The 12,806-nt window shown below is 72.1% G+C and carries 10 protein-coding genes; 7 read left to right on the top strand and 3 right to left on the bottom strand.

What is annotated here, in order from left to right:
- Position 1 precedes the first annotated feature (1 nt).
- Positions 2-1,408, top strand: a complete 1,407-nt coding sequence (locus ACQPXG_RS44880) for an FAD-binding oxidoreductase (protein WP_433465240.1) — start codon at positions 2-4, stop codon at positions 1,406-1,408.
- 160 nt (positions 1,409-1,568) lie between these two features.
- On the top strand, positions 1,569-1,940 hold the full coding sequence (locus tag ACQPXG_RS44875; protein WP_433465239.1) for a hypothetical protein: 372 nt from the start codon (positions 1,569-1,571) through the stop codon (positions 1,938-1,940).
- Between the two features lie 38 nt (positions 1,941-1,978).
- Here ACQPXG_RS44875 and ACQPXG_RS44870 read toward each other — a convergent pair whose 3' ends face one another.
- Entirely contained in the window at positions 1,979-4,288 is a 2,310-nt protein-coding gene (locus ACQPXG_RS44870; RefSeq protein ID WP_433465238.1) for a DEAD/DEAH box helicase, read from the bottom strand.
- 249 nt (positions 4,289-4,537) lie between these two features.
- On the opposite strand from ACQPXG_RS44870, the gene ACQPXG_RS44865 reads away from it, so the two are divergent.
- From ACQPXG_RS44865 to ACQPXG_RS44845, 5 genes are all read left to right on the top strand, one after another.
- Positions 4,538-4,891 (top strand): STAS domain-containing protein, encoded by a 354-nt coding sequence (locus ACQPXG_RS44865; RefSeq protein WP_021597910.1) that lies wholly within the window; start codon positions 4,538-4,540, stop codon positions 4,889-4,891.
- Between the two features lie 17 nt (positions 4,892-4,908).
- The gene (locus ACQPXG_RS44860) at positions 4,909-5,349 is read left to right on the top strand and encodes an ATP-binding protein (RefSeq protein ID WP_433465237.1); all 441 of its coding nucleotides are present in this window, start codon (positions 4,909-4,911) and stop codon (positions 5,347-5,349) included.
- Between the two features lie 526 nt (positions 5,350-5,875).
- Positions 5,876-8,359 (top strand): sodium-translocating pyrophosphatase, encoded by a 2,484-nt coding sequence (locus tag ACQPXG_RS44855; RefSeq protein ID WP_433465236.1) that lies wholly within the window; start codon positions 5,876-5,878, stop codon positions 8,357-8,359.
- Between the two features lie 154 nt (positions 8,360-8,513).
- Positions 8,514-8,636, top strand: a complete 123-nt coding sequence (locus ACQPXG_RS44850) for a hypothetical protein (protein ID WP_433465235.1) — start codon at positions 8,514-8,516, stop codon at positions 8,634-8,636.
- Between the two features lie 19 nt (positions 8,637-8,655).
- The gene (locus ACQPXG_RS44845) at positions 8,656-9,123 is read left to right on the top strand and encodes a SixA phosphatase family protein (RefSeq protein ID WP_433465234.1); all 468 of its coding nucleotides are present in this window, start codon (positions 8,656-8,658) and stop codon (positions 9,121-9,123) included.
- Positions 9,124-9,127: 4 nt separating this feature from the next.
- On the opposite strand, the gene ACQPXG_RS44840 is transcribed toward ACQPXG_RS44845, so the two are convergent.
- Together ACQPXG_RS44840 and serB are read right to left on the bottom strand one after the other, a co-directional pair.
- Positions 9,128-11,377, bottom strand: coding sequence for an FUSC family protein (locus tag ACQPXG_RS44840; protein WP_433465233.1), 2,250 nt, complete (start codon positions 11,375-11,377; stop codon positions 9,128-9,130).
- A 152-nt stretch (positions 11,378-11,529) separates the two neighbouring features.
- Positions 11,530-12,804 carry a phosphoserine phosphatase SerB gene (serB, locus tag ACQPXG_RS44835; protein ID WP_433465232.1) on the bottom strand — a complete coding sequence of 425 codons (1,275 nt, stop codon included), beginning with the start codon at positions 12,802-12,804 and terminating at the stop codon, positions 11,530-11,532.
- Positions 12,805-12,806 lie beyond the last annotated feature (2 nt).

The following is a 12,806-nucleotide window of genomic DNA, read 5'->3' as shown; positions in this document are numbered from 1 at the left end:
AATGGGCATGATCGACCCGGTGGACGCCCTGCGCGGCGGGTTCTCCGGCACGGTGCTCCTGCCCGCCCAGCCCGGATACGAGGAGGCGCGCAGCGTCTACAACGGGATGGTCGACCGCCGTCCCGCGGTGATCGCCAGGTGCGCCGACGCGGCCGACGTGGCCGCGGCGGTCGACACCGCCCGCGACCACGGCCTCATCGTGGCGGTCCGCTGCGGAGGACACGGCGTCGCCGGCCTCGCGACCTGCGACGACGGCATGCTGATCGACCTGGGCGGACTCAAGACGATCACGGTCGACGCGGAGACGATGACGGCCCGGGCGGGCGGCGGCGTCCTGTGGGGCGAGTACGACGCGGCGACCCAGGCGTTCGGGCTGCACAGCCCCGGCGGGCGCGTGACCACGACCGGCATCGGAGGGTTCACCACCGGCGGCGGCTACGGCTGGTCGTCGTCCAAGTACGGGCTGGCCTGCGACAACCTCCTCTCCGCCGAGATGGTGCTCGCCGACGGGAGCATCGTCCGGGCGAGCGAGGACGAGCACGCCGAGCTGTTCTGGGGCATCCGCGGCGGCGGCGGGAACTTCGGCGTCGTCACCGAGTTCGAGTTCCGGCTGCGTCCGCTCGGCCCGACCGTCCTCGCCGGGCTGATGGCCTTCCCGGTCGAGCGCGCCGAGGAGGCGCTGCGCGGCTGGCGCGACTGCGCCGACGCCGCGCCCGACGAACTGTCCACCGCCTTCGCCATCATCACGGCGCCGCCGGAGCCGTTCGTCCCGCCGGAGCTGGTCGGCAAGCCCGTGGCGGGCGTGCTCGCGCTCTACGTCGGCCGGCCGGAACGCGGTGAGGACGCGGTGCGGCCGCTCCGGGAACTCGGCCCGGCCATCGACCTCGTAGCGCCGATGCCCTACACCGACTTCCAGGCGATCATCGACCCGGCGTGCCCGCCCGGCCAGCGCAACTACTGGCGCGGCGAGTACATGCGCGAGCTGGGCGACGACGCGATCGACGTCTACCTCGACCACGCCATCGACCTGGCCGGACGCGGGGCGCCGCTCAGCCAGATGATCATCTTCCGGCTCGGTCAGGGCGTCGCGAAGGTGCCGGACGAGGCGACCGCCTTCTCCCACCGCGACGCCGGCTACCTCTTCCACCCGATCTCGGTGTGGTCGGACCCGGCCGACGACACCGCCCTGATCGCCGCCAACCGCGCCTTCGCGGCGGCCATGCGCCCGTTCAGCACGGGTGCGTCCTACCTCAACTTCACGCTGGAGGGGGACCGTGTCCGCGACGCGTTCGGCGAGGAGAAGTACGCGCGCCTGGTCGCGCTCAAGGACACGTACGACCCGGCCAACCTGTTCCGGCTCAACCACAACATCCGGCCGACGCATCCGGCGGAGCCCGCCCTCGCCTAGCCGCGGATGATCGGGAAGGGCTGGCCACCGGTTTGGGCAGGGTCTAGGCTGCCATGCCGAGTCTGACCGACCGGATCGTCCGGCAATGTGGCCTGTCGTCCGAGACCTCGGCCGCGTCCCGCCCGGGGCGGAAGGGCCGGATGGAGAGGAGACCCTCCGCATGATCTTCCTGGGGCTGATCGTCGCGCTCGCCGCCATCGTGGCCGGTGTCGCCGTGGTGCTGGACAACACGGGCTCCGCCCAGATGACCGTGTTCGGGGACGAGGTTCCGGGCATCACAGCGGAGTGGCAGGTCTTCCTGACCGGGTCCGTGGTCGCCATCGTCCTCATGGCGGGCGTGATGGTCGCGACGCTGGGTTTCCGGCGGGCGATGAACATGCGGCGGGAGCTGAGGGATCTGCGGGACGAGCACGAGGAGTCCCTGCAGACGCTTGAGCTGGAGCGGCGGAAGCTGCAGCAGGCTCTGGCCCAGGCCCGCCGCGGGATGGACGACCAGGCCTCGGTCCCCGCCCAGCGCGGGGTCCCCGGCTGACGGCATCGCCCGGCCCGCGCGGCGAGGGCCGCCCGCGGTCATTCAGGGGCCTGGTCCAGGAGGACGGCCAGCAGGTCAAGGGCACCGCGCTTGTCCAAGGGGTCGTTGCCGTTGCCGCATTTGGGGGACTGGATGCACGACGGGCAGCCCGAGTCGCACTCACAGGACGCGATGGCGTCACGGGTCGCACGTAGCCAGGAGGCGGCGTCGGCGTAGCCGCGCTCGGCGAAGCCCGCGCCGCCCTCATGGCCGTCGTAGACGAACACGGTGAGGAGCCCGGTGTCGGGGTGGACGGCCGTGGAGACGCCGCCGATGTCCCAGCGGTCGCACGTGGCGAACAGAGGGAGCAGACCGATCGAGGCGTGTTCGGCGGCGTGGGCGGCGCCCGCCAGGTCGAGGTCGTCCAGATGCGAGATCTGCGCGTCTGAGAGCGTCCACCACACGGCGCGCGTGCGCAGGGTGCGGGGCGGGAGGTCGAGCGGCTTCTCGCCGAGCATCTCCCCCGTCTGCAGGCGGCGCATCTGGTACGCGACCACCTGGCGGGTGACTTCGACCGTTCCGAAGCACAGCGTGGCCTCGCCCCAGGAGATGGAGCGGAGCCGTTCGACGATGCCGATGTCGGTCACGTCGCGGGCGGTCGTCGAGTAGTCGGGGTCGGCCGCTTCCACGAGCGCGACGGAGTCGTCCAGGTCGAGGGTCTGGACGATGAACGACTCGCCTTGGTGGATGTAGACGGCGCCGTCATGGACGGTGGTGTGCGCGGAGGCTTCGTCCACGGTGCCGAGCAGGCGTCCGGTGGACAGCTCCACCACCTGGATGGGCACTCCGCCCGCCCCTCGGATGTCGGCCAGGTCGGCGGCCCTGTCGCGGCGCGTCCAGTACCAGCCGGCGGGACGGCGGCGCAGGAACCCGCGGCGTACCAGATCGGGCAGCAGATCGGCGGTCGCGGGCCCGAACAGCGGGAGATCGTCCTCGGTGAGCGGCAGCTCGGACGCCGCCGCGCACAGGTGCGGTTCGAGGACGTACGGGTTGTCGGGGTCGAGCACGGTGGCCTCGACCGGCGTCCCGAAGATCGCCTCCGGATGGTGGACGAGGAACGTGTCGAGCGGGTCGTCGCGGGCCACCAGGACCGACAGCGCCGCCTGCCCGGAACGTCCGGCGCGTCCCGCCTGCTGCCACAGGGACGCACGGGTCCCCGGCCACCCGCAGACCAGGACGGCGTCGAGGCCGGAGACGTCCACGCCGAGTTCCAGGGCGTTGGTGCTCGCCAACCCGACGATCGAACGCGAGCGCAGGGCGGCTTCCAGGGCGCGTCGTTCCTCGGGCAGATAACCGGCACGGTAGGCGGCGACCTGCTCGGTCAGTTCAGGCGCTGCCTCGTGCAGAGCGCGCTTGGCGCCGAGTGCCACCGACTCCGCACCGCGCCGGGACCGGACGAACGCAAGCGTCTGGACGCCCTCGACGACAAGGTCGGCCAAAAGGTCACCGGCCTCGGCGGTGGCGGTACGGCGAACGGGAGCGCCATGCTCACCGCGCAGTTCCGTCAGCGGCGGCTCCCACAACGCGAACGTGGCGGGCCCGCGCGGCGAGGCATCGTCATCGACCGCGACGACGTCCAGCCCGGTGAGACGGGACGCGGCGACTGCGGGCGACGACGCGGTGGCCGAAGCCAGAATGAACGTGGGAGACGCGTGGTACCGCGCGCACAGCCGGCGCAGGCGCCGCAGAACGTGCGCGACATGGGACCCGAAGACGCCCCGGTAGCCGTGGGCCTCGTCGACGACCACGTACCGGAGACGACGCAGGAACGACGACCAGCGGGCATGAACGGGCAGGATCGACCGGTGCAGCATGTCGGGGTTGGTCAGCACGTAGTTGGCGTGCTGGCGGACCCACGTCCGCTCGTCCTGCGGCGTGTCGCCGTCGTAGGTCGCGGCGCGCACCCGCGTGAGGCGCAGGGAACGGAGCGCGCGGAGCTGGTCGGCGGCCAGCGCCTTGGTCGGCGACAGGTAGAGGACCGTCCCCTCGCGGCGCGGATCGTCGTCCCCCGCGTAGATCGCCTCGACGCACGGCAGCAGGTAGGCCAGGGACTTGCCGGACGCGGTCCCTGTGGCGATGATCACAGAGCGTCCGGCGCGGGCGTGCTCGGCGGCGGCGGCCTGGTGTTCCCACGGGGCCTCGATGCCGGCCGCGGCGAGCCGCTCCAGCAGCAGCGGCGGCGACCAGTCCGGCCACCCGGTCCGGCGGCCCCGACGTGCGGGAACGCTCTCGACATGGGTGATGCGATCGCGCCGCGCGGGGTCGGCGAGCAGCCGGTCCAGGGGAGTTGAAGATCTTTGGGCGCCCATCAGGTTTTCAGTTTGCCAGCCGGGGCAAAACTACGGGAACGCCCCGGCGCCGGAGGGCTGATACCCCCTGCCCTGGCCATGAGATGAGCAGGTCAGACGGGACGGCGCGAACTTTCGCCCGGGTGGGCGAATACGTGCGTACACGACGCCGGAGCGTGGTTGAATCACGGCGAAGTCTCGGTGCACGGCCGCCGCCCCGGCGGTCCGGACGTCGGGATCGGATAGTGCTGCACGGCGCGTGGAGGATCTGTGGACCTGAAGGTGAACGACTACACCACCGACGATGGCCTCACCGTCATCAACGTGGAGGGCGAGATCGACGTCTACACGGCGCCGAAGCTTCGCGAGAAGCTCATCGACCTGGTCAACAAGGGCAAGTTCCACCTGCTCGTGGACATGGAGAAGGTGGAGTTCCTCGACTCCACCGGGCTCGGCGTCCTCGTCGGCGGGCTGAAGCGGGTGCGCGCCCACGACGGCTCGCTGGAACTGGTGTGCACCCAGGAGCGCATCCTCAAGATCTTCCGGATCACGGGGCTGACCAAGGTCTTCGGCATCCACGACTCGATCGCCGAGGCCGAGGAGAAGCGCAAGGGCGCCAAGTAGGCGGCCCGCGGACTGAGATGTCGACCGTTGAACTCTCCTTCAGCGCGCTGCCCGTCCACGTGCGGACCGCCCGGCTGATCGTGACCGCCGTCGCCCGTCGCAGCGGGGTCGCCGAGACCCTGCTGGACGAGGTCAGGCTCGCGGTCGGTGAGGCGTGCTCGCGGGCCGTGGAGGCGCATCGCCTGCACTGCCCGGACGAACCCGTCCACCTCGAACTGCGGGGCGCCGAGCGCCGCTTCGAGGTGACCGTCAGCGACACCGTCCCCGGTGACGACACGGCTGGGGGGCTCCCGGCGGCCCCGGACGCGGAGGACTTCGAGTACGGCCTCGGCGAGGGCACCGCCGAACTGGGTCTGGCCGTCATCGCCGGGCTCGCCGACGACGTGGAGATCGCCGCCACGCCGAAGGGGGTCCAGATACGGATGAGCTGGCCGGCCGAAGCCGAGGCGACCATCTGACGCGCACGTCCCTCACTCGCGGCCGAAGGCCCCGCCCACTCCGGGCGGGGCCTTCGGCGTGTCGCCCTGTCCGCGGGCGCGCGGTGGCCCCCGCGGTGGGGCCGGTGGGACGGGTGGTGCCCGTGTTGTGAGATTCTCTGATGATCATCAGTGGTCGATCCCGATTTGGGGCTGGACATATTCCGTGTTAATGCCTAGCTTGAATGTGGACGCCGGTGCTCGCGCCGATGCGTCATTAGGCCGTGCGCCGGTCGGGGTGACCGTGAGGTAATAGACGACTCACCCGGGTTGACCTGGGTCGATGTCGCTTCGCCGGGCTAATAGGTCAAATTCCGGCGTATCGTCCGTTGCATTTCGGCGACATCTTCATCAAGGGCGTCGCGGCCTTAACAATCGACTTGCGCGTGCGTAGACTCCCGGCACCCGCGCTGCCGTGCGAGGCGTTCGAAATCATGACTCGCGGGGTACGCGGTAAAGATCGTCTTTTGTGGCGGTCGAGACGCATTGCCCCTGTCGAGGAGGACGGATGTCCGGGTTTTCCCTGTCAAGCCCGGCCAGCGCAGAAGTGGATCTCGGCGGCGGCGACCTTTCCCTGGTCGTCGTCGTAGCCGTGGTCGCGCTGCTCGCACTGGCCGTCGCCGCGGGTCTCGTCCGCGATGTCCTGGCCGCAGGCCAGGGCACCGCGAAGATGCAAGAGATCTCGCGAGCGGTACAGGTGGGCGCCAGCGCCTACCTGAAACGCCAGTTCCGAACGGTCGCGGTCTTCGTGGTCCTGATTCCGCTCGTTCTGCTGCTCCTGCCCGCCGACTCGACGAGTGAGCGGATCGGGCGGTCCGTCTTCTTCGTCATCGGGGCGCTCTTCTCCGCCGTCACCGGTTTCACCGGCATGTGGCTGGCCGTCCGGGGCAACGTCCGGGTCGCCGCCGCCGCCCGCGAAGAGGGTGGCGAGAAGACGGCGATGCGGATCGCCTTCCGCACCGGCGGCGTCGCGGGCATGTTCACCGTCGGCCTCGGCCTGTTCGGCGCCGCCGTCGTCGTCCTCGCCTACCAGGGCGACGCGCCGAAGGTCCTGGAGGGCTTCGGCTTCGGCGCCGCGCTGCTCGCCATGTTCATGCGTGTCGGCGGCGGTATCTTCACCAAGGCCGCCGACGTCGGCGCCGACCTCGTCGGCAAGGTCGAGCAGGGCATCCCCGAGGACGACCCGCGCAACGCGGCGACGATCGCCGACAACGTGGGCGACAACGTCGGCGACTGCGCCGGCATGGCCGCCGACCTGTTCGAGTCGTACGCGGTCACGCTCGTCGCGGCGCTGATCCTCGGCACCGCGGCGTTCGGCACTGAGGGCCTGGTCTTCCCGCTGATCGTGCCGATGATCGGCGTGATCACCGCGGTGATCGGGATCTTCGCGGTGGCGCCCCGCTCCGGCGACCGCTCCGGGATGACCGCGATCAACCGGGGCTTCTTCATCTCCGCGGGGATCTCGGCCGTCCTCGTCGCGGTCGCCGCGTTCGTGTACCTGCCCTCGTCGTTCGCCGACCTGAACGGTGTCACCGACAAGGAGATCGCGGGCCTGGACGCCGACCCGCGCTGGGTGGCGCTCGGCGCCGTCATCATCGGCATCGTGCTGGCGAGCGTGATCCAGTTGCTCACCGGCTACTTCACCGAGACCAACCGCAAGCCGGTGAAGGAGGTCACCGGCAGCGCCCGGACGGGCCCCGCGACCGTCATCCTGTCCGGCATCTCGCTCGGCCTGGAGTCGGCCGTCTACACCGCGCTCGTGATCGGCGCCGCCGTGTACGGGGCGTTCCTGCTCGGCTTCGGCAACACCACCGTCGCGCTCTTCGCGGTGGCGATGGCCGGCACCGGGCTGCTCACCACCGTCGGCGTGATCGTCTCGATGGACACCTTCGGTCCCGTCTCCGACAACGCCCAGGGCATCGCCGAGATGTCCGGGGACGTCAAGGGCGAGGCCGCGGCCGTGCTGGAGCGGCTGGACGCGGTCGGCAACACCACCAAGGCGATCACCAAGGGCATCGCGATCGCGACCGCGGTGCTCGCCGCGACCGCGCTGTTCGGCTCGTTCCGCACGACGGTGATCGACGCGTTGGGCGACGCCTCGCAGAGCGCCAAGGACGCGATCGGCGACGAGTTCCTCAACTTCAACCTGTCGATCGCCAGCCCGAACGTCCTGATCGGGCTGATCGTCGGCGCGGCCGTGGTGTTCCTGTTCTCCGGCCTCGCGATCATGGCGGTCGGCCGCGCGGCGGGCCGGGTCGTGGTGGAGGTGCGCGACCAGTTCCGCACCAAGCCCGGGATCATGGACTACACCGAGAAGCCCGACTACGACCGCGTCGTGGACATCTGCACCCGGGACGCGCAGCGCGAACTCGCCACCCCCGGGCTGCTGGCGATCATGACGCCCATCGCGGTCGGCTTCGCCTTCGGGTACGCGCCGCTCGGCGCCTACCTGGGCGGCGCCATCGCGGCGGGCGTGCTGATGGCGGTGTTCCTGTCCAACTCGGGCGGCGCCTGGGACAACGCCAAGAAGCTCGTCGAGGAGGGCCACCTCGGCGGTAAGGGCAGCGAGGCGCACGAGGCGACCATCATCGGCGACACCGTCGGCGACCCGTTCAAGGACACCGCCGGCCCGGCGATCAACCCGCTGATCAAGGTGATGAACCTGGTCGCGCTGCTGGTCGCGCCCGCGGTGGTGACCTACGCGGGCAACACCGCGCTGCGCGTCGGGGTGACCGTGCTGTCCGTCGCGGTCATCGTCGCGGCCATCGTGATCTCCAAGCGGCGCGCCGACCCGATCGGGGAGGCGCCGGCGCCGGCCGTCGAGAGCGGCACGCCGGACGCGGCGGCCGAGAGCGGCGAGGCCGAGGGCGGCGCCATCGAGGAGGGCGCACCCGAGGAGGACGCACCCGAGCAGGCGGCCGTCGGCGCCGAGGCGAACGGGGCCAAGGCCGAGTCCGGCAGTGAGGAGGAGTCGTCCGCCGGCAAGGCATGACCGTTCCGGCATGAGGGGCCGGTGGCGACGCGCCACCGGCCCCTCCCGCGTTTCCAGGGGTCCTGTCCCGACCTCGCGGGACCGGTCATACGCTGTACGTGCGCGCTGGGCCGGTCCAGCGCGGATCCAGGTGGGACGAACTCGGGAGGCGGCCGTGGCGAGCAGCGGCAGCGGCAAGCCGGCGATGTCGGGCGCCAAGGGCTTCGCGCTCGTGGTCGGCGGGATGTTCGGCGTCATGGCCGTGCTGTGGGGGATCGCCATCCTCGTGTCGCCCTGAGCGCCCTAAGGTCGACACCATGCCGACGCTCATCGTGCTCCGCCACGCCAAGGCCGTCGCCGGCCTCGGAATGCTCGACTTCGACCGCCCGCTCAACGACCGCGGGCGCCGGGACGCCGCGGCCGCAGGTGAGTGGCTGCGCGCCAACGACCTCGTCCCCGACCACGTGCTGTGCTCTACGGCCGCGCGGACCAGGGAGACCCTCGCCCGGCTGGAGCTCGACGCCGAGGTGAGCTTCGAAGGCGCCATCTACGACAACGAGCCCGAAGGGCTGCTCGCGCTCGTCGGCGAGGCGCCGGACGAGGCCGGGCGGCTCCTGCTCGTCGGGCACAACCCGTCCGTGCACCAGCTCGTCCACGACCTGACCGGGCAGGCCCCGGACGCCTTCCCCACCTGCGCCCTCGCCGTGATCGAGCTGCCGGGCGCCTGGACGGACGTCCGGCCGGGGCTCGGCACGCTCCGCACCGTCCACACCCCGAAGGACTGACCGGTCACGGACGCGGCTCGGCGGCCTCCAGCGACGCCTCGATGACCGTGCCGACGTCGCGGCGCAGCGCCCGGACCGTGTAGCGGGTGCCGGAGACCTGCAGGAGGGCGTGCCGGAGCGGGGTGGGCTCGTCCCGGCCGACGCCCGCCTTGATCTCGGCGCGGCGCCGCCGGGTGAGCGTCGACAGGTGGGAGTCGAGGTCGGCGAGCTCCTCCTTGAGCTCCTCGGCGGGGGTGTCGGCCTCCGGGTCGCGCTCCCCGGGCTCCTCCAGCAGGCCCGCCGCCTCCTCCAGCTGGTCGGCGAGGCGGTCGAGGATCTCGGGGATCGGCCCGGTGTCCACGGCCTTCTCCCGGGACAGCTTCGCGGCCGCGATCAGATGGTCGCGGGTGCGGTGCGCGGCGGCCACGGACCGGCGCAGCTCGTCGATCAGCTCGATGTCGGGCAGCCGCTCGTGCCCGAGCCGGGCCCGGGTCTCGGCGACGGCCTCCGCCGCCCGCTCCGCCGCCACGATCCTGTCGTGCGGCAGCCGGACGCGTTCCCCGGAGAGGACGTCCGCCGTCGTCCGGACGAGGCCGGCGTGCGTGCGCAGGAGCCGCTCCAGCTGGACGGGCAGGCGTTCGAGATGCCCGGCGGGCCACAGCAGCCGGACGGCGAGGAACGACATCAGCGCCCCGGCGAACGTCAGCCCGATCCGCTCGCCGGCGGTGCGCCAGTCGGCGGGCGTGGAGAAGTCGAGCAGCATCATCGCGAGCGGCGTCCCGAACAGCGCCCAGTAGGCGAAGTTCACCGACCGCATCGCGAACCCGGCGACCGCGAAACCGAAAACGATCAGCGCCACGACGGTCTGCCCCGGCGCGAGGGTGAGGATCACCGCGGCGACGGCGGACCCGGCCGCGGTGCCGCCGACGCGCTGGACGAGCCGCTCGACGGTCTCGCCATAGGTGGCCCGCAGGCTGAGCACCGCGGTGATCGTCATCCAGTGCCCGTGCGAGAAACCGAGCGCGGCCGACAGCGCCATCGACACCGCCGCCGTCACGAACACCCGGGACGCCTGCCGGAACGTCGGGGAGCGCGTGCGGACGGCGCGGCGCAGCCGGTCCCAGACCGGCATCGGGTCCAGCGTGTCCGGCATCCGCGGCGGGGCGAGCCCGATGCGCAGCCCGCCCGCGACGACGCGGCGCGTGGACGCGACCTCGCCGGCGATACGGTCGATGGAGCGGCGCACCTGGGCGATCAGCGCGACCGCGACGAGGTCCTCGTCGCCGGCGAGCCCGGCCCGCCTGATCTGCTCGACGGTGCGTCCCATCCGCCGGACGGCGGCGGACTCCTCCCGCCCGAGCGGCGCCTCGCCCGCCGTCGCGATCGCCCCGGCCAGCAACCGCAGCCGCGCGGCGAGCGCCGAGATCGCGGTCTGCGTGTCCAGCCGCCACTCGCGGTCCGGCGGATAGTTCTTCGCCGCCTCCAGGACGGCCTGGAGCGTCACCGTCTCGTGCAGGACGCGCCCGAGGGCGTCGATGAGCCGCTCGGGCCGCGTCGGGTCGCCGCGCCCGCGTCCGGCCCGGTACAGCGCGTAGGTGGCGCGGGCGGCCGTCAGCGACTCCGACGCCGCCCGCCGCTTGGCCTCCCAGTCGGGGATGCGGGTGACCGCCATCAGGTCGGGGTTCGTCAGCTCGACGGCGTCGAGCACCTCGGCGTCGTGCGCCCCCACGTCCTCCGCCACCGCGTCCAGCGCCTCGGCGACCGCGTCGGCGGACTCGCTCAGCGCCTCCCGCAGCGGACGCAGCCGGCGCGCGGGCCAGGGCGCGAGCAGCAGCCCGGCGGTGAGCAGCCCGCCGAGCAGCTCCAGCGCGCCGACGTGCAGGACGTCCGCCGACGGCGGCCGGACGGCGCTCAGCAGCACCGCCAGCCCCGCCGTCGCCCCGATCCGCGGCACCGCGACCCCGAGCGCGACCAGCGGCGGCACCACGATCACGGTCGGCCACAGATGCCCGCTGAGCAGCCCGCCCACGCCCGCGCCGACCGCGACGATCACCACGCCGGCGGTGAGATCCCGCGCCCGCGCCCCGTAGGGCCCCTCAGGCGCCCGCAGCGCGACGAGATAGGCCCCGAGCGCGATCATCGACCCCTGCGCCGCGTGCCCGCTCAACGCCCCCACGAGCATGGGAACGGCCATCGCGACGGCGGCGGCGACCCCGTAGAAGGGTGCGGCCTGCCCATGCACCTTGGCATAGGCCGCCCGCACCCGCTGAAGCATGATCTAGATCTACCCGAACGCCTCGTGAACCGGAACCTCAGCGGACGCCACAGGTCGTGCGGCCGCAGGTCGCTCTGCGACCGGAGGCCGCACGACCTGCCGAGCCGGGCGACCGCAGCGCCATGTCATGAACCTGCACGGTCACGGTGACCTCAGCCGTGGCGTGAGGATCGACCGGCTCGTGACGGGGGTTCCAGGGGGTCGCCGCTCCCCTGGGAGAAATCGCCCCCCTGGGGGTCGAGAGCGTCGGCGGCTTCGACCTCTTCGCGGGAGATGCCGAGGAGGAAGACGATGGTGTCGAGGTAGGGGACGTTGACGGCGGTGTCGGCGGCCTGGCGGACGACGGGCTTGGCGTTGTAGGCGATGCCGAGGCCGGCGGCCTGGAGCATGTCGAGGTCGTTGGCGCCGTCGCCGATCGCCACGGTCTGGCTGACCGGGATGCGGGCCTCGCGGGCGAAGCGTTCGAGGGCGGCGGCCTTGCCGGCGCGGTCGATGACCTGGCCGGTGACGCGGCCGGTGAGCTTGCCGTTCTGGATCTCCAGCGTGTTCGCGGCGGAGTAGTCGATGCCGAGGTCGTCGACGAGGGCGTCGGTGACCTGGGTGAAGCCGCCGCTGACGATGGCGAACTTGTAGTCGAGGCGCTTGAGGGTGCGGACCAGCGTGCGGGCGCCGGCGGCGAGCCGCAGCTTGCCGCGGACGTCGTCGATGGCGGAGGCGTCCAGCCCGGCGAGGAGGGCGACCCGCTCGCGCAGGGAGCCCTCGAAGTCGAGTTCGCCGCGCATGGCGGCCTCGGTGACCTTGGCGACCTCGTCCAGGCAGCCGGCGTGCTCGGCGAGCAGCTCGATGACCTCGCCCTGGATGAGGGTGGAGTCGACGTCCATGACGATCAGCCGCTTGGCGCGCCGGTGCAGGCCGCTCTGCTGGACGGCGACGTCGACCTGCTGCTCGGCGGCCTCGGCGGTGAGCGCGGCGCGCAGCGCGTCCGGGTCGGCGCCGGAGACGTCCATCTCGATGCAGGTGACGGGGTTCTGCGCGAGCCGCTCGATGCGGTCGATGTTGGCGCCGTGCGCGGAGATCAGCCCGGCGATCCCGGCCATGGCGGCGGGCTTCAGCGGGTGGCCGAGGACGGTGACGTGCAGCCGCCCCGTGCGCTTCGGCATCCGCTTGTTGCGCCCGGTCGACAGCTCGATCTCCATGTCGAGGTCGTTCGCGACGCGTTCGGCGGCGTTCCAGACCCGGCCGATGTCGGCGCCCTCGGTGTAGTCGAGCAGGACGCCGAGGACGAGCCGGCCGCGGATCACGACCTGCTCCACGTCGGCGACCGTCAGCGGGAACTGGGCGAGTGTCCGGAAGAGACGCGAGGTCACGCCGGGGCGGTCGCGTCCGGTGAGCGTGATGAGCAGCGTGCGCTGTGCTGACCCGTCCATAC

This window comes from Spirillospora sp. CA-128828, assembly GCF_050945415.1.
Lineage (GTDB): Bacteria > Actinomycetota > Actinomycetes > Streptosporangiales > Streptosporangiaceae > Spirillospora.
Note: the sequence above shows the minus strand (reverse complement) of the source record. Positions and strands in the feature narration are given on the sequence as shown.

Excerpts from the sequence above, each read along its gene's own strand:
- ACQPXG_RS44880 (WP_433465240.1), top strand. The coding sequence starts at position 2 with ATGGGCATGATCGACCCGGTGGACGCCCTGCGCGGCGGGTTCTCCGGC.
- ACQPXG_RS44875 (WP_433465239.1), top strand. The coding sequence starts at position 1,569 with ATGATCTTCCTGGGGCTGATCGTCGCGCTCGCCGCCATCGTGGCCGGT.
- ACQPXG_RS44870 (WP_433465238.1), bottom strand. The coding sequence starts at position 4,288 with ATGGGCGCCCAAAGATCTTCAACTCCCCTGGACCGGCTGCTCGCCGAC.
- ACQPXG_RS44860 (WP_433465237.1), top strand. The coding sequence starts at position 4,909 with ATGTCGACCGTTGAACTCTCCTTCAGCGCGCTGCCCGTCCACGTGCGG.
- ACQPXG_RS44855 (WP_433465236.1), top strand. The coding sequence starts at position 5,876 with ATGTCCGGGTTTTCCCTGTCAAGCCCGGCCAGCGCAGAAGTGGATCTC.
- ACQPXG_RS44845 (WP_433465234.1), top strand. The coding sequence starts at position 8,656 with ATGCCGACGCTCATCGTGCTCCGCCACGCCAAGGCCGTCGCCGGCCTC.
- ACQPXG_RS44840 (WP_433465233.1), bottom strand. The coding sequence starts at position 11,377 with ATGCTTCAGCGGGTGCGGGCGGCCTATGCCAAGGTGCATGGGCAGGCC.
- serB (WP_433465232.1), bottom strand. The coding sequence starts at position 12,804 with ATGGACGGGTCAGCACAGCGCACGCTGCTCATCACGCTCACCGGACGC.